24 protein-coding genes are annotated in these 25,900 nt (G+C 42.4%); 15 read left to right on the top strand and 9 right to left on the bottom strand.

Annotation, left to right across the window (positions count from 1 at the left end; all coding sequences use genetic code 11):
* Positions 1-21 precede the first annotated feature (21 nt).
* From FGG15_RS05860 to FGG15_RS05870, 3 genes are read left to right on the top strand one after another with little or no spacing between them, the layout of a single operon-like run.
* On the top strand, positions 22-1,302 hold the full coding sequence (locus FGG15_RS05860; protein ID WP_138834166.1) for an MFS transporter: 1,281 nt from the start codon (positions 22-24) through the stop codon (positions 1,300-1,302).
* Positions 1,295-2,908: a glycoside hydrolase family 3 protein gene (locus FGG15_RS05865; RefSeq protein WP_138834169.1), complete on the top strand. Its 1,614-nt coding sequence runs from the start codon at positions 1,295-1,297 to the stop codon at positions 2,906-2,908. Before FGG15_RS05860 ends, FGG15_RS05865 begins: the two co-directional genes overlap by 8 nt.
* Before the next feature lie 14 nt (positions 2,909-2,922).
* A complete protein-coding gene (locus tag FGG15_RS05870; protein ID WP_138834171.1) occupies positions 2,923-4,002 on the top strand; it encodes an anhydro-N-acetylmuramic acid kinase in 1,080 nt (359 codons plus the stop codon).
* Here the strand turns inward: FGG15_RS05870 and FGG15_RS05875 are convergent.
* Entirely contained in the window at positions 3,999-5,210 is a 1,212-nt protein-coding gene (locus FGG15_RS05875) for a multidrug effflux MFS transporter (RefSeq protein ID WP_138834173.1), read from the bottom strand. The genes FGG15_RS05870 and FGG15_RS05875 overlap by 4 nt on opposite strands.
* Before the next feature lie 186 nt (positions 5,211-5,396).
* On the opposite strand from FGG15_RS05875, the gene FGG15_RS05880 reads away from it, so the two are divergent.
* On the top strand, positions 5,397-6,461 hold the full coding sequence (locus FGG15_RS05880; RefSeq protein ID WP_138834175.1) for a Gfo/Idh/MocA family protein: 1,065 nt from the start codon (positions 5,397-5,399) through the stop codon (positions 6,459-6,461).
* Between the two features lie 77 nt (positions 6,462-6,538).
* Here the strand turns inward: FGG15_RS05880 and FGG15_RS05885 are convergent, their stop codons facing one another.
* From FGG15_RS05885 to FGG15_RS05895, 3 genes are read right to left on the bottom strand one after another with little or no spacing between them, the layout of a single operon-like run.
* The gene (locus FGG15_RS05885; protein WP_138834177.1) at positions 6,539-8,080 is read right to left on the bottom strand and encodes an acyl-CoA carboxylase subunit beta; all 1,542 of its coding nucleotides are present in this window, start codon (positions 8,078-8,080) and stop codon (positions 6,539-6,541) included.
* Positions 8,081-8,085: 5 nt separating this feature from the next.
* The gene (gene accC, locus FGG15_RS05890; protein WP_138834179.1) at positions 8,086-9,528 is read right to left on the bottom strand and encodes an acetyl-CoA carboxylase biotin carboxylase subunit; all 1,443 of its coding nucleotides are present in this window, start codon (positions 9,526-9,528) and stop codon (positions 8,086-8,088) included.
* A gap of 8 nt (positions 9,529-9,536) precedes the next feature.
* Positions 9,537-10,037, bottom strand: a complete 501-nt coding sequence (locus FGG15_RS05895; RefSeq protein WP_138834181.1) for an acyl-CoA carboxylase biotin carboxyl carrier protein subunit — start codon at positions 10,035-10,037, stop codon at positions 9,537-9,539.
* Positions 10,038-10,215: 178 nt separating this feature from the next.
* Here FGG15_RS05895 and udk point away from each other — a divergent pair, with 178 nt between their 5' ends.
* From udk to FGG15_RS05950, 11 genes are all read left to right on the top strand, one after another.
* Positions 10,216-10,824, top strand: a complete 609-nt coding sequence (gene udk / locus FGG15_RS05900; RefSeq protein WP_138835404.1) for a uridine kinase — start codon at positions 10,216-10,218, stop codon at positions 10,822-10,824.
* 1 nt (position 10,825) lies between these two features.
* Positions 10,826-11,158: an FtsB family cell division protein gene (locus tag FGG15_RS05905; protein ID WP_138834184.1), complete on the top strand. Its 333-nt coding sequence runs from the start codon at positions 10,826-10,828 to the stop codon at positions 11,156-11,158.
* The gene (locus tag FGG15_RS05910; protein WP_138834186.1) at positions 11,151-12,548 is read left to right on the top strand and encodes a methylmalonyl-CoA mutase subunit beta; all 1,398 of its coding nucleotides are present in this window, start codon (positions 11,151-11,153) and stop codon (positions 12,546-12,548) included. The genes FGG15_RS05905 and FGG15_RS05910 overlap by 8 nt, the downstream gene beginning before the upstream one ends.
* Positions 12,541-14,616, top strand: coding sequence for a methylmalonyl-CoA mutase (gene scpA, locus FGG15_RS05915; RefSeq protein ID WP_138834188.1), 2,076 nt, complete (start codon positions 12,541-12,543; stop codon positions 14,614-14,616). Before FGG15_RS05910 ends, scpA begins: the two co-directional genes overlap by 8 nt.
* Positions 14,617-14,751: 135 nt before the next feature.
* On the top strand, positions 14,752-15,525 hold the full coding sequence (locus FGG15_RS05920) for a ParA family protein (protein WP_138834190.1): 774 nt from the start codon (positions 14,752-14,754) through the stop codon (positions 15,523-15,525).
* Complete coding sequence (locus FGG15_RS05925; RefSeq protein ID WP_138834192.1) at positions 15,526-16,437, top strand: ParB/RepB/Spo0J family partition protein; 912 nt, start codon at positions 15,526-15,528, stop codon at positions 16,435-16,437.
* Positions 16,430-17,068: a DUF5683 domain-containing protein gene (locus FGG15_RS05930; protein ID WP_138834194.1), complete on the top strand. Its 639-nt coding sequence runs from the start codon at positions 16,430-16,432 to the stop codon at positions 17,066-17,068. The genes FGG15_RS05925 and FGG15_RS05930 overlap by 8 nt, the downstream gene beginning before the upstream one ends.
* Before the next feature lie 3 nt (positions 17,069-17,071).
* Entirely contained in the window at positions 17,072-17,773 is a 702-nt protein-coding gene (gene dapB / locus FGG15_RS05935) for a 4-hydroxy-tetrahydrodipicolinate reductase (protein ID WP_138834197.1), read from the top strand.
* Between the two features lie 47 nt (positions 17,774-17,820).
* The gene (lepB, locus tag FGG15_RS05940; RefSeq protein ID WP_138834200.1) at positions 17,821-19,563 is read left to right on the top strand and encodes a signal peptidase I; all 1,743 of its coding nucleotides are present in this window, start codon (positions 17,821-17,823) and stop codon (positions 19,561-19,563) included.
* Positions 19,564-19,614: 51 nt separating this feature from the next.
* Complete coding sequence (locus tag FGG15_RS05945; protein WP_138834202.1) at positions 19,615-20,250, top strand: WbqC family protein; 636 nt, start codon at positions 19,615-19,617, stop codon at positions 20,248-20,250.
* On the top strand, positions 20,243-20,563 hold the full coding sequence (locus FGG15_RS05950; protein ID WP_138834204.1) for a DUF6122 family protein: 321 nt from the start codon (positions 20,243-20,245) through the stop codon (positions 20,561-20,563). Before FGG15_RS05945 ends, FGG15_RS05950 begins: the two co-directional genes overlap by 8 nt.
* On the opposite strand, the gene FGG15_RS05955 is transcribed toward FGG15_RS05950, so the two are convergent.
* From FGG15_RS05955 to FGG15_RS05975, 5 genes are read right to left on the bottom strand one after another with little or no spacing between them, the layout of a single operon-like run.
* Positions 20,540-21,574, bottom strand: a complete 1,035-nt coding sequence (locus tag FGG15_RS05955; protein ID WP_138834206.1) for an endonuclease/exonuclease/phosphatase family protein — start codon at positions 21,572-21,574, stop codon at positions 20,540-20,542. The genes FGG15_RS05950 and FGG15_RS05955 overlap by 24 nt on opposite strands.
* Positions 21,575-21,577: 3 nt before the next feature.
* The gene (locus FGG15_RS05960) at positions 21,578-22,453 is read right to left on the bottom strand and encodes a rhomboid family intramembrane serine protease (protein WP_138834208.1); all 876 of its coding nucleotides are present in this window, start codon (positions 22,451-22,453) and stop codon (positions 21,578-21,580) included.
* Positions 22,454-22,456: 3 nt separating this feature from the next.
* On the bottom strand, positions 22,457-23,314 hold the full coding sequence (locus tag FGG15_RS05965) for a rhomboid family intramembrane serine protease (RefSeq protein ID WP_138834210.1): 858 nt from the start codon (positions 23,312-23,314) through the stop codon (positions 22,457-22,459).
* Positions 23,314-25,158, bottom strand: coding sequence for a DNA mismatch repair endonuclease MutL (gene mutL / locus FGG15_RS05970; protein ID WP_138834212.1), 1,845 nt, complete (start codon positions 25,156-25,158; stop codon positions 23,314-23,316). The genes FGG15_RS05965 and mutL overlap by 1 nt, the downstream gene beginning before the upstream one ends.
* Positions 25,158-25,442, bottom strand: a complete 285-nt coding sequence (locus FGG15_RS05975) for a riboflavin synthase subunit beta (RefSeq protein ID WP_138834214.1) — start codon at positions 25,440-25,442, stop codon at positions 25,158-25,160. The genes mutL and FGG15_RS05975 overlap by 1 nt, the downstream gene beginning before the upstream one ends.
* Positions 25,443-25,900: the final 458 nt, after the last annotated feature.

Consider the following 25,900-nt stretch of genomic DNA (forward strand, 5'->3'; position numbering starts at 1 on the left):
AATCTAATGAAGTTAACGTAGATGAGCATCGCAAAGAAAGACAAAAGAGCCTGGGTCTGGGTACCTATTCTCTATTTTACCCAAGGAATTCCCTATATCCTAATTGTCACGGTTTCAGTAATAATGTACAAACGATTGGGGATTGGGAATGCAGAAATTGGTTTGTACACCAGCTGGCTCTATTTACCATGGGTTTTGAAACCCATTTGGAGTCCCTTTGTGGATTTAAATGGTACCAAACGAAAATGGTTTTTGGCCATGCAACTGCTTGTTTCCTTGGCATTTTTGGGAATTGGGCTATCGCTTCCAACCCAATCTTTCTTTATGATTACCCTTGCGTTTTTCTGGATGGCCGCCTTTGCTTCGGCGACCAACGATATTGCTTCGGACGGATATTATATGATAGGTCTGACCCAAAAAAAACAGTCCTTTTTTATCGGGATGCGAAGTACGTTTTACCGTTTGGCCATGGTGACAGGGCAAGGGCTACTGGTCATTTTTGCAGGCTTTCTGGAAAACCGATATGGGGATAACACCAAAGCCTGGTCGCTCACCATGATCTGCGCAGCCGTTCTCATGCTTGTTCTCACCATTTCCAATTTCTTTGCTACGCCCAAGTTTGAAATAGCTCCCAACCAAAACTCGGACAAGCCTAATAACTTTTGGGAAGTATTTGCTTCCTTTTTTAGAAAAAAACAGATTGGCATCGCCTTGTTGTTTATACTAACCTATCGGTTGGGAGAATCGCAATTGGTAAAAATGGCCTCCCCTTTTCTTTTGGATGAAAAAGAAGTCGGTGGATTGGCTTATTCCACAGAGGCCGTAGGAACCATTTATGGAACAGTGGGGGTCATTATGCTTTCTTTGGGCGGTATTATTGGGGGAATATTAATTTCTAGGGATGGATTGAAAAAATGGATGCTACCCATGTTATTATCCCTAAACCTGCCAAATATCCTATACGCCCTATTGGCGATTACCAAAACTTCCAGTCTGGTTGCTGTGGTGGGAACCGTTGTGGTGGAGCAATTTGGTTACGGATTTGGGTTCGCTGCTTTTTTGATTTATCTCATCTATATTGCCGAAGGAGCTTCCAAAACCTCCCACTATGCCATAGCAACCGGTTTTATGGCCTTGGGAATGATGCTTCCCGGAATGTTGAGCGGTTATATCCAAGAATGGCTGGGCTATGATGGATTCTTTGTTTGGGTTGTCATTGCAGCCTTACCCGCATTTTTGTTGCTCAAATTTTTAAAATACCCTGCCGATTACGGAAAGAAAAGTGCCATATCCCATGAATGATCTACTACCCAAATACGAAGAAGCCAAAAACCAGCTCACCTTAAAGCAAAAAGTGGGTCAATTGTTTATGCCTGCGGCATTTATAAATGATACCGAAGAGGAGGTTCAAAAATTGGAGTATTTAATCAATACGCTGGACATTGGTGCCATATGTTTCTTCCATAGCAGGGCCAGTGCTGCGACCAATTTTGAAGGCAAAAAGAAAGTAGTTCACAACGAGAAAAGTTACGATCGTTTACTGCAGCTTATCGAGCGGTATCAAAAAGCAGCAAATATTCCTCTGCTTATTGCCATAGATGCCGAATGGGGGTTAGCCATGCGTATCGAAAACACACCACAATATCCGTATGCCATTACCTTGGGGGCTATTCAGGAACAGCCTAAATTGCTGTTTGATGTTGGAAAGCATATTGGTTTGGATTGTCTAAATGCTGGTGTGCATTGGAACCTCTCCCCCGTGGTCGACATTAACAACAATCCAGAAAATCCGGTCATAGGGTATCGATCCTTTGGTGATGATAGGGTTACAGTTACTTCCAAATCTTTAGCCTATATCCAAGGAATGTCCAGCGTTGGGGTTCTAAATTCCGTTAAACACTTTCCAGGGCATGGGGATACCGCAACGGATTCCCATTTGGGACTTCCGGTCATAGACAAATCCAAGGAAACCCTGATGGAAAATGAGCTTTTCCCTTTTAAAAAGCACATTCAAGAAGGTGTTGATTCGGTCATGGTGGGACACTTATCGATACCATCGTTGGATGAATCGGGAAATCCGTCCACAACTTCGTATCCCATAATCACAGAACTTCTCCGAAACGAATTGGGATTTAATGGAGTGATCATTTCTGATGCATTGAACATGCATGCCGTTTCCAAACATTATACCGAAAAGGGAACCTTGGAAGCCGCCGCATTCAAGGCTGGAATGGATATGATGTGTTTTACCGAAAATCCAACGGAGGGTATAGCTGAAATATTGAACGCTGCTACCGCGGAACGCATAGAAGAAAGCTTCAGAAGGGTATGGCAACTGAAGGAAAAAGCATTTTTGAGCAACGGTTCCAAACAGGCATCAAATCCCATGGAGTTCGAGGAGCTGAATCGAAAATTGGCACATTTCTCGTTGACGGAATGCTATGGAGATGAAGCGACAATCCAGAAGCTAAAAGCAGGTCAATTTCTCAACCTTTCTATTGGTAGCCCTGTTGAAAATTTGTTTTCCAAATCCGTTGAAAACACTTTGGAAAGACAACACCATCAAGTGAAATCTGAAAACTTAACGGACATAACGCAATTGGTTGCTTCCAATGAAAATGTGGTTTTGGCATTGTTTCCACCAGCTGTTAAACCTAAGGGGGTGTTTGGATTTGAAACTGCGATACTGGAATTTATCCGCAAATTAATTGCACAGAAAAATGTCTTGATCTATCTGTTCGGGAATCCTTATGTATGCAACATCCTCGAATCGGAAGCAAATTCGAACCTAGTCATCGCCTATCAAGATTTTAGAGTATTCCAAGAAGTGGCCTTTGAACATTTCCAAGATAAATTTGAAGCCAAAGGAAAGCTTCCATTTCAGATGAAATCAGCTTCTCACAGTTAATTAAAACCATCTATATGAAAAAGTATCAGGTTTTAGGTTTAATGTCGGGCACTTCCCTAGATGGGTTGGATTTAGCCTTTTGCCATTTATGGGAAGGTGCGAAGGGATGGGAATTTTCATTGGAAAATACAAAAGATGTTTCCTATGGCCCTCAATTACGAGACCAACTAAAGGATGCTATACATCTTTCCGAACAAGATCATGAGCAGTTACATAAGGATTATGGCGTTTGGTTGGGAGAACAGGCCTTGAAGTTCATTACTGAAAAAAATTTGAATGTTGATTTTATAGCAAGTCATGGACATACCTCGCACCATAGACCTGATGAAGGTTACACCTTCCAGTTGGGAGATGGCCAGTTGCTGGCCAATAACTCAAAAAAGAAGGTCATCTGTGATTTCAGGACCAAGGATGTTTCTCTAGGTGGTCAGGGTGCTCCGCTGGTTCCCATAGGGGACCGATTGCTGTTTCACGAATATGATTTTTGCCTTAATCTGGGAGGAATCAGCAATATGTCTTTTGAAAAAGATGGTCAAAGAATTGCCTATGATATTGGTCTGGCCAACATGCCCTTGAACTTTATCACCGCAAAGCTGGAAATGGCTTATGATGAAGATGGGAGATTGGCCCGATCTGGACACTTGGATAATCAGCTATTGGAGCAACTCAACGCATTGTCCTATTACCAACTACCCTATCCCAAATCCACTGGTTATGAATGGTTCACTGAAGAAATTGTTCCCCTAATTGAATCTTCAAAGGCAAGCCAAGCCGATTTGCTTCACACCTTCATCCATCACAATTGCGAACAAATTGCTTTGGAAGCACAGAAACATGCCTCTGGACCAACCCAAAAAATGCTGGTTACCGGAGGGGGAGCGCTAAATGGTTTCTTTAAAGAAACGCTGCAAGTAAAATTGGGGCCAACCATAGAAGTCAGTGCGCCATCCGCAACCCTCATTGCCTATAAGGAAGCACTCGTTTTTGCCTTAATGAGTGTTCTTAAAGAACAGGGCAAAACCAATGTGTTGAGCTCCGTAACAGGGGCAAAAATAGATTCCTGCAGTGGTGAAATTTTCTACCCGCAGGCCTAGTTGGTCAATGCCACCCGGCTGCCTTTTCTGGTGGAAAGGACTAAAAGCAAGGATGCTATTCCACAAATGGCCAATCCAGCGAAAAGAGGCCAAACACTTTCAGCAATAAAGTCTCCGATAAAAGTGGCAATTGGTATGGCCAACAAGGTAGACACAAAACCATTTATGGCAGCACCAATCCCAGCTATATGCCCAATGGGTTCCATAGCGATGGAGCGATAATTTCCCCACATAAAACCAAGGCAGAAAAACTGAATGGAAAGGAATCCAACCAAAACATAAATGTTTGGGTTGGGTGTTCCCCAAAATAGCAACACGTAAAGAATGGCAATTCCACAGAACACAGAAAGTGCCAACACCGAAAGTTTTCGCATTCCATAACGCATTACAAGTGTTCCGTTCATAAAAGTTGACAAGCCAATGGAAATCGCCAAACCAGCAAATATGTACGGAAAGGCCTCCTTAAGGTCGTATTGATTCTCAAAAATGTGCTGGGAAGAACTTAAGTACACCAGGAATGCCCCAGTCACCAAACCTGAAATAAACGTAAAAATCACAGTATCCCTATACTTGAAAAACTCCCTAACTCCATCTACAAATACATGACGAGTGAACGGAATCTTGTATTCCGGTTTTAGGGTTTCCGGTTGCCTTTTCCAAAACCATAGGGCCACCACAAGGGCAAAAAAGAGCTGAATGTAAAAAATAGCTTCCCATCCAAAAGCGTCCAAAATGAGCTTTCCTATGGCCGGTGCTATCACCGGAATCAGAATAAAAAATGCGACTACAAATGACATTATCTTGGCCATGTAATCCCCTTTATACGTATCTCTAATGATAGAAATGGCCAAAGTTCTTGGCGCTGATAATCCTATACCCTGCAAAATTCTACCCAAAACCATTACCTCCAAAGATGGGGCCCAAACGCAGATTACACTGGCAATAGCAAACAAAACAAATCCCAAATAAACCACAGGTTTTCTACCATAGCAATCCGAGAGGGGACCAAAAATTAACTGTCCCACACCAAGGCCTAAAAAAATCATGGTCACCAACAGCTGGTTATCTGTTGAACTATAGCTGTGTATGGCCTCCCCAATATTTGAAATCGCAGGTAAAAGGGCGTCTATGGCCAAGGCCACAATAGACATCAATGCGGCCATTAAGGCAATAAATTCGAAGTTGGGTTTTTGCGTCTCTTTTTGCATTTGGCAAAATTAGGCAACCTCAAGAAACCAATGAAGTAATTATGATAGTATTAATGTTATGGTTTATAGTCAAAAGTTATGGTTTCACAATCCTTGGTTGTTCAAACCAAAATCTAACACTTAGTCGGCGCGTGCGGTTCCAAAAACAGTGTGCTAATGCCTATATTTGATTTAAACTACAGGTTGATGGATATATTAAAAACATTGGTAGTGGGCTGCGGTAACATGGGAACCTCCCATGCCCGAGCCTATCATAAATTGGAAGGATTTGAAATCGTTGGATTGGTTAGTCGTGGTGCCAAAAGCCGGGAACGGCTGTCCCAAGAATTAAACGGAATCCCAACATTTTCCGATTATGACCAGGCCCTAGAACAGACAAAACCGGATGTGGTCTCCATCAATACCTATCCCGACACCCATTTTAATTACGTGAAGAAGGCGTTGCAAGGCGACGCCCATGTATTTGTGGAAAAGCCCCTTGCCCTTACGGTGAAAGAGGCCCAGAGTTTGGTGGAACTGGCTCAAAAGCAAAAGAAGAAGATGGTAGTTGGGTACATTCTTCGTGTTCATCCTACCTGGACCCAATTTGTCCAAATGGCGCAAACCTTGGGTAAACCATTGGTGATGCGGATGAACCTAAATCAGCAAAGTGCTGGGGAGCAATGGTACACCCATAAGCAATTGATGCAATCCATGTCCCCCATTGTGGACTGTGGTGTGCATTACGTGGATATCATGTGCTCCATGACCCGCTCCAATCCCATAAGTGTTTCCGCAATTGGCGCTCGTTTATCCGATGAAGTTGATACCCAAATGTACAATTACGGACAATTGCAAGTCCGATTTGAAGATGGTTCCGTAGGATGGTATGAAGCAGGTTGGGGACCTATGATGAGCGAGAATGCCTTTTTTATCAAGGATGTGATTGGGCCAAAGGGTTGTGTTTCCATCAGTGATGCAGACAAGGGAGCCTCTGAGGATATTGAGGGGCATACAAAAACAGGTAGTTTAAAACTACACCACAGTACTTTGGACGAGGATGGTCACTTTGCCAAAAAAGACGAGATAGTAAACACTGCGAATGAACCTGACCATGACCAACTTTGTCTTCTGGAACAAGAATACCTGTTGGATGCCATCGCAAACAACCGTGACCTTACCAACCATTTGAATGATGCGGTAAATAGCTTAAAAATTGTATTGGCCGCGGATGAATCTGTAAAAACGGGTAAAACGGTTTTATTGAGGTGACTCGAAATTATTTCCATGTCAGGTCGAGCGCCGTGTCTGCAGACAGACAGGCAGTCGAGACATAAAGCGCATATGGATTACAGCGGAATATTGCCATGCTTCTTTTTTGGGGCAGCTACTTCCTTTTTCTCAAGCATTGCATAAGCTTTCAACAATTTTCTTCTAGTATTTTTGGGCAGGATTATTTCATCAATGAATCCTCGGCGAGCCGCTCTATATGGGTTTGCAAACTTGTCCGCATATTCCACTTCTTTCTCCTTTAATTTGGCCTCTGGGTCTTCAGCTGCGGCAATTTCCCTTCTAAAAATTATCTCACTGGCGCCCTTGGCACCCATTACTGCAATTTCGGCAGTGGGCCATGCAAAGTTAAAATCAGCCCCAATGTGTTTGGAGTTCATCACATCATAGGCTCCGCCGTATGCCTTACGAGTAATCACGGTAACCCGCGGCACAGTTGCCTCACTTAACGCATAGAGAAGCTTGGCACCGTGCATGATAATTCCTGACCATTCCTGATCCGTGCCCGGTAAAAATCCAGGAACATCCACCAAAACCAACAATGGAATATTAAAGGCATCACAAAAACGGGTAAAACGGGCAGCTTTTCTGGAACTTTTTACGCCAAGAACTCCAGCCAAAAACATAGGTTGATTGGCAATAATTCCAATACTCCTGCCCCCTAGCCTAGCAAAGCCAACAATAATGTTTTCTGCATAATCCTTATGGATTTCATAGAACGAATCGTGGTCAATAATACCATTGATCACATCGTGCATATCACAAGGTTTGTTTGGGTTGTCAGGAACAATATTTGAGAGTTCCTCTCTCAATTCTTCCCCAAGCTCGCAATCCAGCTTCGCTGCAGTTTCCTTGTTGTTTTGAGGTAGATACTCCAACAGTTTTCTTATATCGTCCAAACAAGATGCATCATTGGTCGACGTCTTATGCGCCACCCCGGATTTAACCGCATGGGTAGTGGCCCCACCCAATTCTTCCGAAGTTACTTCCTCATTGGTCACAGTTTTAACCACGTTTGGTCCGGTAACAAACATATAGCTGGTTTCTTCCACCATTACAATAAAATCTGTCATGGCCGGCGAATACACCGCACCTCCCGCACAGGGGCCCATCACTGCCGAAATTTGAGGTATAACTCCTGAAGCTTGGACATTTCTATAGAAAATATCCGCATAGCCTCCCAAAGACCGTACCCCCTCCTGGATTCTCGCACCTCCAGAATCGTTTAAACCGATAATGGGAGCACCTACCTTCATAGCCAAATCCATCACCTTACAGATTTTCTCCGCATGGGTCTCAGACAAGGCCCCACCAAAAACCGTAAAATCCTGGGCATATACATAGACCAATCTGCCGTGAACGGTTCCATATCCAGTGACCACCCCATCGCCATAATATTGCTCCTTGTCCATGCCAAAATCAGTAGTCCGATGCGTGACCAAAATGCCCATCTCCTCAAATGAGCCTTCGTCAAGCAAGTAATGGATTCGCTCCCTCGCGGTTAGTTTTTTCTTTTGATGTTGTTTTTCTATACGTTTTTCCCCGCCGCCTAAATGGGCTTCGGCCAGCTTTTCGTTAAGCGTTTTTATTTTGGAATCCATATGCATTAGTTTGTAGGTAGTTGAACAATTTTTTGATCATCTAAAAATTGGCGTAAAGCCATTATCGCAGCCATTTCCGCTTCTTTGGATTTTTGTTCCAAAATCAACTCTGGCGAATAATGGTCTTTTACAAAATGAGTATCAAAATTCCCAGAGCGGAATGCCTCATGCTCCATAACAAAGGCACCAAAAGGTAGGGTGGTTTGCACACCCTGCACTTTATAATCCCGTATGGCTTCCAGCATCAGTTCTATGGATTCCTCCCTGGTTTTTCCATAGGTAATGAGCTTGGAGAGCATAGGGTCGTAGTAAATGGGAATATCCATTCCTTCTTCAAAACCGTTGTCTACCCGAATGCCCTCACCAAACGGCAATTGATAGGTTTCCAGTGTTCCCACACTGGGCAAGAAATCGTTTAGGGGGTCTTCGGCGTAAACCCTTAGTTCCATAGCGTGTCCATGAATTTTTAAATCCTCCTGTTTCAAGGGCAATGCTTCTCCCCTAGCCACTTTTATCTGCAGCTCCACAAGGTCAACTCCCGAAATGAGCTCGGTAACCGGATGCTCCACTTGCAATCGGGTGTTCATTTCCAAGAAATAGAAATTAAGGTCGGCATCCATTAAAAATTCCACGGTACCAGCGCCAATATAATCACATGCTTTTGCCACTTTGGTGGCCGCCACGCCCATAGCCTCCCTAAGTTCTGGGGTCAAAATGGATGACGGGGCTTCTTCCACAACCTTTTGGTGCCGTCTTTGAATACTACATTCCCGTTCAAAGAAATGCAGCACATTTCCATGGGTGTCCGCCATAACCTGAATTTCGATATGGCGCGGAGACGTGACATATTTCTCCACAAAAACAGAACCGTCACCAAAAGCAGAAGTGGCCTCACTAATGGCCCTTTCCATTCCTGATTCCAAGTCTTCTTCTTTTTCTATGATACGCATTCCTTTACCTCCACCACCAGCAGAAGCCTTGATCAATACCGGATATCCAATTTCATTAGCAATTTCATGGGCCTTTGCCACATCGGTAATGGCTTCATCAATACCCGGAACCATTGGAATATTATAGGCCTTGACCGCTTCCTTGGCGGCAAGTTTGCTTCCCATGATTCGAATTGCTTTTGATTTTGGGCCGATAAACGTAATTCCATTTTGTTCTACAGCCTCTGCAAAATCTGCATTTTCACTTAGGAACCCATATCCCGGATGTATTCCATCCACATCACGCTCTTTGGCCACAGCGATGATTTTATCTCCCCGTAAATAGGATTGGTTGGAAGGTGCTTCCCCTATACAAACAGCCTCATCAGCAAACCTCACATGAGGCGCATTTCTATCAGCTGTAGAAAAGACCGCCACGGTGCGTATTCCCATTTTTTTAGCGGTTCGCATTACCCTAAGGGCAATCTCACCGCGATTGGCAACTAATATTTTTTTCATGTTATGACTTATTCAAATTCTACAAGCAGTTGCTGTTTATCCACAGCTTCCCCAACTTTAATAGCAATTTTTTTGATGACCCCTTTTCTGGGCGATGTAATAATGTTTTCCATTTTCATGGCTTCCAAAACTACCAACTGGTCGTCCTCAGCCACTTCCTGGCCTTCTTCAATTGAAATATCCAATATCAATCCGGGCATGGGTGCAGCTATGGAGTTGATACTTTTGGCACCGTTGGAAGCAAATCCCATTTTTTGGATAAGCTTGTCCAATGGGGTTTGAATTTCCGCTTGATACTCAGTGCCATTCACCTTGACGGTATACAGTCGCCGATTGCCATTAGTCTCAGGAATCTGGATATGATAAGAGATGCCATCCTTCAAAATATGAAAAGTGCCATCCCCCGTTTTTAGGGAATCCATAGAAGAAATATCGTCTTTGGATAATTGAAATTCAAGGTCTCCATCGACCTTGACAGTAAAGGAATTGTCCATAAAGAATGTGCTCATGGGTTGTCAATATAAATATAAGATTAAAGCGGTATTCCAAGGCAAAGCTATGGTTAATTCCTTTCTGGAATCATGACAATAATCATTCATGGAATGGCAAAAAGGGGCTAACTATGCAGTTGCAATGGCAGATTGAAAAACGTATCAAATGCTTACTTTTGGGGTTAAAATTATCATTATGCTGATCTTGGGAATTGCCGGAGGCACCGGTTGTGGTAAAACCACAGTGGTCAATCAAATTGTTGAAGAACTGCCCGATAACGAGGTGGGTGTTATTTCACAGGATTCCTACTATAATGACCTTTCCCATTTGACCAAGAAAGAACGCGGTCAAATCAACTTTGATCACCCCAACTCTATAGATTTTGAATTGTTGATTTCCCACTTGAAGCAACTAAGGGAGGGCAAATCCATCGACAAACCCATTTATTCGTTTGTGGAGGAAACCCGTTTGGAAGATACCATTTTGACCCATCCAAGAAAGGTGATGATTGTGGAAGGCATTTTGGTATTGAGCAATCCATTGCTCCGAGAAATGTTTGATATCAAAATCTACGTCCATGCCGATTCCGATGAGCGTCTGATTCGGAGATTACAACGGGATATAAGAGAGCGAGGACATGATCTGGACAAGGTTCTGACGCGTTACCAAACGGCGGTAAAACCTATGCACCAGCAGTTTATTGAGCCTTCCAAGGAGTTTGCGGACATCATCATCCCCAACAACCACTACAATACGGTAGCGGTAGACATGGTTCGAACTATAATTAATGAAAGGTTAGGCTAATATGCTGATTCGTGATCTGTACAACAAGAAGTGGTTCAAATTTATGCGGAACATTTATGTTCTGGTGCTGACAGCATTTGCCATCTGGATGATTTTCTTTGATGCCAACTCCTTATTAATTCATCGGGAATTGAATCAGGAAATCAAAAAATTGGAAAAGCAAAGGGAGTTTTTGGAAGGGGAAATTGAACATGACAAGCAAATCCTGGACAAGCTCTCCGACAATGAAGAACTGGAAAAATTTGCTCGGGAAAAATACTATATGAAGAAAGAAAACGAGGAAATTTTTCTTATTGAATACGAGGATAGTCTTAAGATCAAAAAAAATGAATAGTCCCAGTTTATTTGATGAATTCCCCCAAGTGTCTTCCAAACAGTGGAAGCAAAAAATCCAGTATGATCTTAAAGGGGCAGATTATAATGAAACCTTGGTTTGGGAATCCTTGGAGGGTATCAAGGTTAAACCTTATTACCATTCGGAAGACCTGGAAAACCTAAAATCGTTTCAACCAATAGTACCATCGGAATGGAAGATTGGGCAGCCCATTTACGCTGGAAATTTTTCTTTGGCCAACAAAAAAGCGATAGACAGCTTGGAACGTGGTGCCGAAAGCCTTGTTTTCACCATTCCAGGTCAGGATTTGGATGTAGCCACATTGTTTCAAGGCATTGATTTATCAGAACATCCGTTGCATTTAAACTTTGAAACCCTTGATAAAAATGTCATACAGGAATTCCTGGAATTTCTGAAGGGAAAATCCAGCTCCGTTTACTTTCACATAGACCTCATTGGTCATTTGGGGAAAACCGGAAATTGGTACCAAAATTTGGAAAAGGACCACCAACTGCTGGAAGAGGTCTATGCCATGGTGTCCAATTATAAAAACTGTTGTGTTTTAAGTGTAGCCATTTCCCATTATCAAAATTCAGGAGCGAACATGGTTCAGCAATTGGCCTATGGCCTTGCCCATGCCAACGAGTATCTCAATCATTTTTCCAATACCACTTCAACTTCATCAAGCGAATCACTTCCCATCACTTTTAAAGTATCTGTGGGAAGCAACTACTTCTTCGAAATTGCCAAATTAAGAGCTCTCCGATGGTTGTGGCAGACGCTGGCCCAAACGTACGGCATATCCTCAGATTGTCATATTTTGGCTTTTCCCACCCAACGCAATAAAACCCTGTACGATTACAATGTAAATATGCTTCGTAGCACATCCGAATGTATGTCTGCTGTCTTGGGTGGCGCGGATACCATACTTAACCAAGCCTACGATGCCATTTACCATAAGGACAATGAATTTGGGGACAGAATAGCAAGGAATCAACTCCTGCTTTTAAAGGATGAAAGCTATTTTGGTGAAGGGGCCAAAGCGGCAGGTGGCGCCTATTATGTAGAGTCGCTTACCCAACAGCTTGCAGAAAAAGCCTTGGCATTGTTCAAACAAATTGAAAGTTCAGGGGGATTTTTAAATGAATTAAAAAAGGGCAACATACAGCGAAAAATCAAGGAAAGTGCCGACAAGGAACAAGGCTTGTTCGACGACGGGAACATCGTTCTTTTAGGGACCAATAAATTCCAAAATCCCCAAGACAGAATGAAGGTGGATATGGAGCTTTACCCGTTTGTAAAAACCCATGCCCGTAAGACGTTGATTGAGCCGATTATAGCTAGACGTCTAGCGGAACAGATGGAAATAAAACGATTGGACGATGAGTAGAAAAGACGTTTCCCAACTTGAATTAGCGGATGTAAAATATCCAAATACCAATACAGATCCCCAACAGAATTTAGATTTTGCGGCGGGCATCCCTCCCTTTCTTCGGGGGCCATACTCTACCATGTACGTACGCAGGCCCTGGACCATTCGTCAATACGCTGGATTCTCCACAGCCGAGGAGAGTAATGCTTTTTACCGAAGGAATTTGGAAGCAGGTCAAAAAGGGCTTTCGGTAGCGTTTGACCTTCCCACCCACCGAGGTTATGATAGTGATAACGAGCGTGTGGTAGGGGATGTAGGTAAGGCCGGAGTGGCCATTGACAGCGTTGAAGATATGAAGGTGCTGTTTGATGGAATTCCCTTGGACAAAATGTCCGTATCCATGACCATGAACGGGGCCGTTATTCCTATTATGGCGTTTTATATTGTCGCGGCACTGGAACAGGGAGTATCCATGGAGCAGCTTTCCGGGACTATCCAAAATGATATTCTCAAGGAGTTCATGGTGCGGAACACCTATATCTACCCACCTGCTCCTTCCATGCAATTGGTTGCCGATATTTTTGAGTTCACCAGTCAAAACATGCCCCGATTTAACAGTATTAGTATTTCCGGGTATCATATGCACGAGGCGGGAGCTCCAGCGGCCATGGAGTTGGCATACACCTTATCTGATGGTATCGAGTATATCCGGACTGGAATAAAGGCTGGGCTAAAAATCGATGATTTTGCCCCACGATTGTCCTTTTTTTGGGGAATTGGGATGAACCATTTCACTGAAATCGCCAAAATGAGGGCTGGACGCATGCTTTGGGCTGAATTGGTCAAGGATTTTAATCCGAAAAATGAAAAATCCTTGATGCTTCGAACCCATAGTCAGACCAGTGGCTGGAGTTTGACCGAGCAAGATCCTTTCAACAATGTTGCGCGTACCACCATTGAGGCCATGGCGGCGGCATTTGGAGGCACCCAAAGTCTACATACCAATGCCTTGGATGAAGCCATTGCGCTGCCCACTGATTTTTCAGCAAGGATAGCCAGAAACACCCAGATATATCTACAGCAGGAAACGCATATCACCAAAACGGTAGATCCCTGGGCTGGAAGCCTTGTGGTTGAAAAGTTGACCCATGAAATTGCATTGGAAGCCTGGGAACTGATACAGGAAGTGGAAACATTAGGCGGTATGACCAAGGCTATAGAAGCGGGGATACCCAAAATGCGGATTGAGGAAGCAGCTGCTAAAAAACAGGCTCGAATAGATAGCGGTCAAGATGTGATCATTGGAGTGAATAAATATCAGCTCGAGAATGAAGACGACCTCCAAATTTTGGAAGTGGACAATGATAAGGTAAGGAAACAACAGCTTACCCAATTGCAGCAACTACGGTCAACACGAAAAGAAGAAGAGGTAAAATTTGCTTTAGAGCGTATTTCAATGGCGGCTGAAAAAGCCATGCAAAATGAAAGTGATCGTGAAAATTTGCTAGCTTTAGCCGTAGAAGCCGCCAAAGCAAGGGCCACCTTGGGAGAAATTAGTGATGCCATGGAAAAGGCCTTTGGGCGATACAGAGCAAAAATCCAATCTTTTACAGGCGTGTATTCCAAGGAAATCAAAAACGATACAAGCTTTGAGAAGGCCAAGCAAATGGCCGATGACTTTGCGTTGGAAGAAGGTCGTAGACCAAGAATCATGGTAGCCAAAATGGGTCAGGATGGCCATGATCGCGGTGCCAAAGTGGTTGCCACGGGTTATGCAGACCTTGGTTTTGATGTGGACATTGGCCCCCTTTTCCAAACACCTGCTGAAGTTGCCAAACAGGCCGTTGAAAACGATGTGCACGTCCTAGGAATTTCCTCCTTGGCCGGAGGTCATAAAACCTTGGTGCCAGAAGTGGTCAAAGAACTTAAAAATCATGGTCGGGAAGACATCATGGTCATCGTAGGTGGGGTTATCCCCAAACAAGATTACAACCACCTAATGGAACATGGGGCCGTAGCGGTGTTTGGACCCGGTACCAAAATCAGCAATGCCGCTATTGAAATCCTAAAGATTTTAATAGGATAATACCCCTTAACTTATTAGCAATTAAAACTTTAACTTTCTTTAACGCAAGATGTTAAGGTTATTCACCCTCTGTTAACAAAATACATTTTTTAGCGTCTTAAATAATCGTATTTTTAGCACCTAACTTACTATGAAATGGGCAAGATAATTGCTATTGCAAATCAGAAGGGCGGTGTTGGAAAAACAACGACTACGGTAAACCTTGCGGCCTCACTTGGTGTACTGGAAAAAAAGGTGTTGTTGATTGATGCGGACCCTCAGGCCAATGCCACTTCCGGCTTGGGAATTGATGTTGATGGGGTTGAGCATGGAACATATCAGTTATTGGAGCACACGCTTGGTGTGGATGATGTAATTATCCAAACAGATTCTCCCAATGTGGATTTGATTCCGGCACACATAGACCTTGTGGCCATCGAGATTGAATTGGTAGACAAGGACAATAGGGAATATATGCTAAAAGAAGCTCTTAAGGAGTTGGGTGACCGATATGATTTTGTACTCATTGACTGTGCGCCATCCTTGGGATTATTAACGCTTAACGCACTTACGGCGGCGGATTCCGTAATGATTCCAATCCAATGTGAATATTTTGCTTTGGAAGGACTTGGAAAGCTGTTGAATACGGTAAAAAGCGTACAAAAAATACACAACAACGACTTGGACATAGAGGGCATGCTCCTAACCATGTATGACTCTAGATTAAGGCTTTCCAACCAAGTAGTTGAGGAAGTAAAGAAACACTTTGCAGATATGGTTTTTGATACCATTATCCAAAGAAACGTCAGGCTAAGTGAAGCCCCTAGTTATGGTGAAAGCATCATTAAATATGATGCAAGCAGCAAAGGTGCAACCAATTACTTGAACTTGGCCAATGAGATATTGAAGAAAAACAAGGAGAAAGTTTAAATGGCGAAAGCAACCAAAAAGCAGGCTTTGGGAAGAGGCCTGTCCGCTCTATTAAAAGATCCGGAGAACGACATTCAATCCGTTTCCGATAAAAATGCGGACAAGGTTATTGGTAATGTAGTTGAACTGGAGATTGAATCCATTGAGGTTAATCCATTTCAGCCGCGTTCCAACTTCAATGATGACACGCTAAAAGAATTGGCCAGTTCTATTCGGGAATTGGGAATTATACAACCTATTACGGTACGTAAGTTGGATTTCAACAAATTCCAACTGGTTTCGGGAGAGCGTCGTTTCCGCGCCTCAAAGATGGTGGGCTTGGAAACCATTCCCGCCTATATCCGGATTGCCAACGACCAGGAATCTTTGGAAATGGCTTTGGTAGAGAACATCCAGCGCCAAGATTTGGATCCTATAGAGATTGCGTTATCCTACCAACGCTTAATCGATGAAATCCAGGTGACCCAGGAAAAATTGAGTGATCGGGTTGGAAAAAAACGTTCCACCATTACCAATTACCTTCGGCTCCTAAAATTACATCCCATCATTCAAACCGGTATGCGGGATGGATTTGTGAGTATGGGCCACGGAAGGGCACTTATCAATATTGACAAGAAAAAAGACCAAATCAATATTTACGAAAAAATTGTGTCAGATGGCTTATCCGTTCGGGAAACGGAGCGCTTGGTCAAATCCTACAAAGAATCCAAAGAAGGAATCGATTCTGGGAAGAAAATCAGTAGTTCAAAAGAAGTCCCCAATTATGTAACCAAAGGAATTGATGCCTTGAAATCCCATCTTTCGACCAAAGTGGACATCAGTACCTCGGCCAATGGAAAAGGAAAGATTGTGATTCCGTTCCACTCCAAAGAAGAATTCCAGCGTCTAAAAAAATTATTGATTGGTGATTAAAAACCTCCTTTTATTTGGCACTTGCCTGTTTTTTGTCAGCTTTTCTTTTGCCCAAGATGACCAGATTCAAGAGCATCCCTCGGAAATTGACTCTTTGGCACAAGACCTTGAAGGTAGAGGTATTACCATTGAGGAGGTGACCTATGAAAAAAGAAAAATAAATCCATTGGCGCCCAGCAAGGCAGCCTTTTTTTCCGCCATAGTACCCGGTTTGGGTCAGATTTACAACAAACGGTATTGGAAAGCCCCTATAGTATGGGGTGCCATAGGTACCGGAATATATGTGTATTCCTTTAACAATACGGAATACAATAGGGCCCGTGATGCTTTTAAAAGAAGACGAGTAGGCTTGGAAGATGAGTTTTTCGACATCACAGGTGATGGAGAAGGACCTGATTTTTCCTTGGAAGCCCTTCAAGATGCCCAAGAGCGTGCACAACGAGATCGGGATTTGGCATTGTTGATTACGATTGCCATGTATGCCCTAAACATTATTGATGCCAATGTGGATGCCCACCTGAAGCAATACAACGTGGATGAGAACTTGGCTATCGACTTTAAACCTTACTTGGACCTTAACCCCCTGACCAATGACCCAAATTATGGCATGGCTCTGGTCATAAAATTCTGATGTATGAAGATTGGATTGTTTGGCTACGGTAAAATGGGCAAGATGATAGAGCAAATAGCTCAAGATAGGGGGCATACCGTTGTTGCTCGAGTAGATGTGGATACCACCGACATCCCTTTTGAAAATATGCATGTTGCCATAGATTTTAGTACCCCAGATGCAGCATTTGGCAATATTACCAGCTGTTTTGAACATAAGGTTCCCGTGATATCAGGGACTACCGGTTGGTTAGATCAGTTTGGCCAAGCGGTGGCTCAATGTGAAACACACCAAAGCGCTTTCATATATGCCTCCAATTTTAGTTTGGGCGTAAATGTATTTTTTGAATTGAATGCCTATCTGGCCAAAATTATGAAGGGGCTAGATCAGTATAAAGTATCGATGGAAGAAATCCACCACACGCAAAAATTGGATGCTCCAAGTGGAACGGCTATTACCCTGGCAGAAGGAATTATAGGGAATACCAATTATGCAGATTGGAAATTGGACGAGGATGGCGAACATATAGTTCCCATAACGTCCAAAAGGGAAGGCAAAGTTCCAGGCACGCATACCATTTTATACAAGAGCCCGGTGGATGATATTGAAATAAAGCATACCGCCCATAACCGGGAGGGATTTGCTTTGGGAGCTGTAATTGCTGCTGAATGGATTCAGGGAAAAACGGGCATCTTTTCTATGAAAGATGTGTTAAATCTCACTTAACAAAGTAACAACTAGCAAGACTTTAAGTCTCACAAATAAACTTTTTTATGGACGGAACACAGTGGATCATCTTTATTTTGATCATTCAGGTCATCCATTTTTTGGGCACTTGGAAACTCTATGTAAAAGCAGGGCGTAAAGCCTGGGAAGCAGCAATACCCATTTATAATGGTGTTGTGCTCATGAAAATTATCAATAGGCCCTGGTGGTGGGTTCCATTGCTTTTCATACCCATTATTAACCTATTGATGTTCCCGGTGGTCTGGGTAGAAACAATCCGAAGTTTTGGAAAAAACAAGCTCCTGGATACTTGGGCTGTTATACTTACCCTTGGATTCTATATTTATTATATCAACTATGCAGAAGATGTAAGCTATATTGAAAACCGAAGCCTAAAACCCAGGACAGGTTTAGGTGAGTGGGTAAGTTCCATTGTTTTTGCTATTGTTGCGGCCACTTTTGTGCACACTTATTTTATCCAACCCTATGTGATTCCGACGGGGTCTTTGGAACGAACCCTTCGGATCGGGGATTTCCTTTTTGTGAGCAAATTTCATTATGGGGCCCGTGTTCCCATGACCACGCTTGCCGCACCTATGGTACATGATACGCTACCAGTGGTAAGAAAGCGGAGCTATCTGGCTGACGTAAATCCTGAAACCTACAAAACTTCGTGGATCAACAAGCTGCAATTGCCGTACATGCGTTTACCGGGTTTCAATACGGTGAAAAAGAATGATATTGTGGTGTTTAGCCTGCCATCGGATACGCTTTATCAGTTTTTTAGGGCGGAAAAAGCGGTAAAAAAGCCCATTGATAAGAAATCAAACTACGTAAAACGATGTGTAGGAACCCCTGGTGATTCGTTGTCAGTGATTGATGGTTTTGTGCATGTCAATGGTACCAAACTAAAGCTTTCGGATCGCGCCAAGGTAATGTACTTCTATACGATCTATTCCAAAAAAGGTGTTTCCACAAGGGCGTTGGAAGCTGTTGATGCAGCTGATTACACCAGAAAGTACTTTGCAAATTCCCTGAGCGAGGCCCAGGCCAATGGCCTGTCCCCTTATATTCGGGGAGCCTATAAAAATCCAAAAGGTCAAATTGAAATCATCACGGATGAGAAGGGAATTCCAACAGAGGTAATAAGGCAATTGAGGTTGTCGCTTTCCGAGGAAAGGCCTTTATCCAGATTAGCCAATATGACAGATGAAATGGTGACCGAACTCAGAAATAACCAAGAAATAGATTCGGTAGTCAGAACCAATGAACCCAAAGGAAAGTATGGAGGTTCCTTTCCACAAAAACCCAATCTGTATCCTTGGAACAATGATAATTTTGGCCCCATTTACCTTCCAGAAGCTGGGTCAACTGTGGAAATCAACCATCTTACCATTCCCCTTTACAAAAAGATTATTAGGGATTACGAAAACAATGATGTTCAGGTAACAGGGCAGAAAGTATTCATAAATGGTCAAGAAGCCAATTCCTACACCTTTAAGCAGGATTACTATTGGATGATGGGAGATAACAGGGACAGCTCTGAAGACAGTCGTACTTGGGGTTATGTTCCCGCCAATCATATAGTGGGCAAACCTGTATTTCTATGGATGAGTTTTGACAACTTTAAGGACGGATTTTTTAATTGGCGCCCACGTTGGGAAAGGATTTTCACTACCGTTGGAGGCAGTGGAGAGCCTGTTTCGTACCGCTGGTATTTTGTGGCAGTGGTATTGGGTTTATTTGTGCTCGATTTTGTCAACAAACGAAGAAAAAAGAAATCGGACTAAGACGGTTAGACGTTAGAAATAAGCTAATTTGATATAGGGCAACAGCACATTATGTCCAAATTTCTCATACATCCCTCTTATTTTCCAAGCATAGCCACATTTGCGGTTTTTGCCCAGAAGGATATTGTTTGGGAAGCTCATGATAACTTTCAAAAGCAAACTTATAGAAACCGTTGCTACATCTGCACGGATCAGGGCAAGCATATGCTCAATATTCCTATAAAACATGTGGGAGGGAATGAAGGCAGACAAAAGTACCGGGAGGTGCAACTGGACCATTCTGCCAATTGGTTGAAACAACATTGGCGCACCCTGGAAACTGCATATCGAACCTCCCCGTTTTTTGAGTATTATGAGGACGATTTAAAGCCTCTTTTTGAAACGGAGGCACAATCGTTATTTGAGTTTAACTTAAGTACGATTCAGGTCGTTTCCGACTGTTTGGGGATTGAATTCCCTCGTACGCAAACCTCAAATTTCGAAATGTCTCCCAATGAGTTCAAAGACGTGCGCTTTCTAGTGAATGCCAAAAAACCCTTTGTGGAGCAATTTCCCGAGTACACCCAGGTGTTTGCTGAACGTCACGGTTTTCTGTCCAATCTGAGCATTCTGGATTTGCTTTTTAATGAGGGAACGAACGCAGCTCCTTACCTACACAACCTATCATTGAATTTTTTGGATGCTTAGGTTTATTATCCATTATGGCGTGCATTTCGTGATTCCCTTTCTCATAGGTTTTCTGTGGTTTAAAAAGGATAGACTAAAAATCTCGCTTATCCTTTTGGCAGGAATCGTCATAGATATAGATCATTTATGGGCCAACCCCGTATTTGATCCAAACCGATGCAGTATCAATTTTCATCCATTGCATACCTATTGGGCTATTTTGGTGTATTGCATACTACCCTTCTTTAGACCCACACGACTTATCGGCCTGGCCTTGATCATTCATATTATTGCCGACATGTTGGACTGCTTAATGATTTGCCTGGAGTCGTAAGGTGGCCACAATTGGATAATGATCGGACAGTTTTTCGTCAAAATTTTTATGGGATAGTACCTCAAAAGAAGCGTCCGTAAGGATGTAGTCAATACGTAAGGGAAAACCCAACAAACTATACGTTCTTCCAAAACCGCTTCCCTTTTCCAGGAAGCTGTCGTTCATATCGCCTTTGATGGTACGGTATACATTGGAAAACTGCGTGTTGTTGAAATCTCCACAAATCAAAGATTTATATGGGCTTTTCACTTTATGTTCATTGAAAATCTTTACTTGATCCAACTGTTTGCCAACCGTCCTTACCAATCTATTGTAGTTTCTTTCGGATTTCTCCTCTGAGAAAGCATCTGAGGACGGAACAATACTGAACGATTGCAAATGCACATTGTATATCCGAATCGTGTCTTGATTACGTTGGATATCAGCATAAATAATATTATTTGCCGTACCAGGTAAATCCAGAGATCCGCTTCCAACGATTGGAAATACAGAGAAAATGGCCTGAGTGGCTCGGCCTTCCACTGAATATGGCGTTTCGGTTCTGTAAGGATATCGGCCCAATTTCTTTCTCCATACTCGAGTATGCTCTTGAATGCATAAAACATCTGGTTTTTCTTTATTGATCAAGCCAATAATACTATCTCCAATATTAGGCTTCTTGATCCATCCATTCTTATTCCAACGCCAGACATTGAATGTCATAACCCTAAGCTCTTCCCTTGAGTTTGTGACCTCCCCACTTTCCAGTTTGAAAAAACTTCCAAACGTAAAAAATCCGACCATGAGGACAACCAAGGATACCCACATCTTTTTCTTACGTCGGAAGAGCCAGTATACCGCAAACAAAACATTGATAAGGAAAAGAACAGGAACCGCAATACTCAATATGGAGAAGGGGGTCCAAATCTTTGAAGAAGAAAGTGAAATCAAGCTGGCAAACAGCAGCATGAATGCCATTAACATGTTGAAAACGAAAAAGAGTTTTCCAAAGATTTTAGCAAGTTTGCCCATAGTCTAATCCTCCTTACCTGCTTTGAACAAAAAATCCTTTTCGGCCTTGGATAAACTCTCGTAGCCCGATTTGCTTATTTTATCCAAGATGTCGTCTATTTTCTTTTGATGAGCAGCCTTGTCATAATCAACTTTGGTCTTGTTTTTGGAAGTCTTCTTTTTATAGACGGTTTTAAGTGGAGCCTTCTTTTCCCTTGGTTTAAAAAGTTGAGCCAACCCATTCCAAAGCTTGGTAAACCCAGATCCAATATCATTCCCCTTTAACAGTTGAGTAGCATAAACATAGCCCAATAAAATGCCTCCAAAGTGCGCAAGCATCCCGCCAACGTTACTGCCCATGGATAAGGAGATAACATCTTTCAACACCACAAAAACGGCCAATTGCCAGAGTTTAATATTGAAAAATATGATTCGTACCTCACGCGAAGGAATGTATGCGCAAACAAAAATCAAAACCGCGGAGACTCCGGCGGAAGCACCTATTAAAATGGCGTTTGTTGACAACAGCATAGGAAATATATTGTATCCCAGCATAAACAATAACCCTCCAAAGATGACTCCAAGAAAGTACACATTGAGAAACCTTTGGTTGTCAAAAAGGTTCAAAAAAATCCTTCCAAAGAAATAGAGCAGCAGCATATTCCAAAAAATATGCCCCAAGCTTCCATGAAAAAAAGAATAGGTGACCAAGGTCCAAGGCTTGGTGATGAACTCATTGACATCTTCAGGAAGTTCAAACCAATTGAGCACAGCATCCTTGGGAATTCCAATCAGCACGGCCAGTAAACCGGAAGCAATGAACACGAGCACATTGATTCCAATAAGCTTTTCTGCTATGTTAAGCCGGGCCAAATAATATTTAAGTCCTCCGCTTGCCATTTTTTAGTTCCATCGGTTTTGGTTGAACTGATTCTTTTTCCAGTACCACATCATGATAAATCCACAAAAAGCGCCTCCTAAATGAGCTATATAAGCGGTATTGCTTGGACTAAAAATAGATACACCCGTTATGGCCGAAAACAAATCCAATCCAATAATCGCAGGTATAAAATATTTGGCCTTTATTGGCACAGGCAAAAAGATTAACATCAATCTGGATTCGGGGAACATCATTCCAAAAGCTACCAATACACCAGTCATTGCCCCTGATGCGCCTAACATTGATTTAAATCCCAAACCAGATGCATTTAACTCGAATAGGGTTCGAAAATCTTGACCTGTTAGTTGAATTCCGTTAGCCTCAACAATTGGCCTCAATTTTTCCAGGAAAATATCACTTACAATATATCCATTACCGTTGCTAGCATCAATACTTAGAATTTGCTTTATCACGTTTAAATCTAAATCAACCGTTAGATTGGAAAGAATCGAAAAATACTTGAAGAAATCGAACCCCAATGTAATTATTGCGGCACCCAATCCTGCAGATAAATAAAAAAATAAAAATCTCCTCTTTCCTAAACTTTGTTCCACAGCACTACCAAACATCCAAAGCATGAACATATTACCTAAAATATGTGGAAAATAAATTTTAAATCCGTTTAAACCATCTGGAACATAGGATGCATGCATAAACATGTGGGTAAGCAACTGCCAAAATTCAAAATCTTTACTAAAAGGAAAGTGGAGCGCAAACAATGAATTGAATGGTTCACCATAACTCCCAAATGATAAAGTAGCAATCCACACAAGAAAATTGATAATTATAATATGCTTAATTGTGCCAGTAAGTCTTAACATCAATTTATTTTTTTATCTATATCCCCTTCGGAGATGATGGTATATATTTGTTTTTGTCTGGGACTCAAGGTAGGTTCCTTGCAACCAAAAAGATTGTTCACCAAGGCCAATTGCGATTCATGGTCCAATACTTCCCCGGTCTTTACCGCCAAATTTCGGGAAAGTGCCTCGGCCAATAACTCTGCCTGTGAAATGGAACCTTCCTGATACCCTTCCTTATAATCCGCAATTAAGCGATCCAATACCGTGCCAATCCCACTTTCAGACACCAAGACTGGCACCCCTGTCACTTTTACAGTTTCCTGATCCAAGTCTTCAAAGGCAAATCCAACATTATATAAACTTTCCCGTACCTCTTTCAAAATGTCCAAATCCTGGTTGGAAAATGAAAGTTCCAAAGGAAAAAGTAGCTGCTGGCTTACCCCTTCCTTAACAGTAATCTCCCCCAAGAATTTTTCGAACAAAATACGTTCATGAGCCCGATTCTGATGAACCACCAACAACCCTGATTTTATGGTACTGACCACATATTTCCGCTGCAATTGAAAGGTTGTTCCCGCTTGGGTCTCCATCTCATCCTCGGAATACATTACCCTCTGGACAACGGTATCTGTTTCAATTTCAACACTACTGAAACTTCCGGTCTCCTCAATATCCAAACCTTGGTACAAATTCTCCCAGCCCTTAGCGCTTTGTTTTTGAAAAGCGGGTTTCCCCGCTGTGGTTTTAAGGGTATCCTGAAAAGGATTAAAGTCTGCATCAACTGTGACTTTGGGCAAAACCACTCCTTTTTCTTTGTAGGCATAGGGCGTATCCAAATTGGGGTCGTGCTCAAAATCCAGAATTGGGGCCACATTAAACTGACCCAGACTATGTTTTATGGTGGAACGAAGCATGGCGTACAGTGCATGCTCATCATCAAATTTTACTTCCGTTTTGGTAGGGTGTATGTTGATATCGATGGACTTGGGATCCACTTCCAAATAAATAAAATAACCTGGAAAAGCATCCGGTTTGATCAGTCCCTCAAATGCGACAACCACTGCATGATGTAAATATGGACTTTTTATAAATCGATTGTTGGCAAAGAAAAACTGCTCTCCCCTGCTCTTTTTGGCGTATTCTGGTTTACAAATAAAACCAGAGATATTTACCACCTCAGTTTCCTCTTCTACTGGCACCAAACGCTCGGTCATCCTACTCCCAAAAACATGGGCAATTCGCTGTCTATAATTGACTTTGGGCAAATTGAAAATCTCGGAACCGTTGTTGTAAAAATGAAACTCGATATTGGGATGTACCAAGGCCACTCTATGAAATTCATCCGTAATATGTCTCAATTCCACTTGGTTCGATTTCAAGAAATTGCGCCGAGCCGGGATATTGAAAAATAGGTTTTTGACTGATATGGAAGTGCCTTTGGGAGTAGCCACCACTTCTTGGGAAACTACTTTGCTGCCTTCTATTTTTATATGGGTTCCCACCTCCATGTCCTCAATTCGGGTCAACATGTCTACATGGGCAATAGCAGCGATGGATGCCAAGGCCTCACCCCTAAACCCTTTGGTTTGAAGGTTAAATAAGTCTTGGGCCGAGGAAATCTTGGAAGTGGCATGGCGTTCAAAAGAAAGCCTTGCATCTGTTTCGCTCATACCTTTGCCATTGTCTACCACTTGCAAAAGCGCCTTGCCTCCATCCTTCACGATCAACTTGATCAGGGTAGCTCCGGCATCAATGGCATTTTCCAACAATTCCTTGACCACTGAAGCTGGGCGTTGAACCACTTCCCCTGCTGCAATTTGATTGGCAACATGGTCTGGTAAAAGTTTAATGATGTCCGCCATTAGGGATTCAGGAATATGGATAAATCAAAGTCGATGATGTAGAGAAACAACAATATTAATACGGCAACAATTATTAGGAATCGGATTCTTAGATTTCTATCCCCCTGTGTTTTCAAATCATCCATTGCGGAAGTCACCTTACTTTTTATCCCTCTTTGTGTATGCGCCGTACTTCTGAATTTATCAAGTTTATGTTCAATTTTATAAGGACTGCCTTCTCCCTTGTAATAACGTGGCGAGTAGTCAAACGTCTTGTTTTTTCTAAGTTTTAGAAAATTTCGCATTGCATCCTTTTCGGTGTAACTTCAAAGGTACTTAAAATCGAAAAACATGGCTTGGGGCGTATGCCAAAAAATGTTAACAAGGGAAATGATCAAGTTCAAAATCAAAAAACAAGTTCAAGTGCAACCAGATTTTTGGATTGTTGGATTGTTGGACTATTAGAATTTGTAGTTTGGTGTTTGTAGTCTGGGGTTTGGTGCTTAGAATTTAATATAGTTCTCGACTGCGCTCGAACTGACCGTTGGACAATTGGATGGTTGGATTATTGGAAATACGTGCTTGGTGGAATTGAAAATTGAAAATGAAAAATGGATAACCGTAAATTACAATTTGTAGCTTGGTGCTTGCTGCTTCAAGAATAATACTAAAGGATTAATTCTGGATTTTGAATGGGAATACTTGCCATTTAGCATTCAACATTGAAAACTGAAAATTAAATATTGAAAGAACTTGAATTTGA

Source organism: Flagellimonas algicola, assembly GCF_005937185.1.
Classification (GTDB): domain Bacteria; phylum Bacteroidota; class Bacteroidia; order Flavobacteriales; family Flavobacteriaceae; genus Flagellimonas; species Flagellimonas algicola.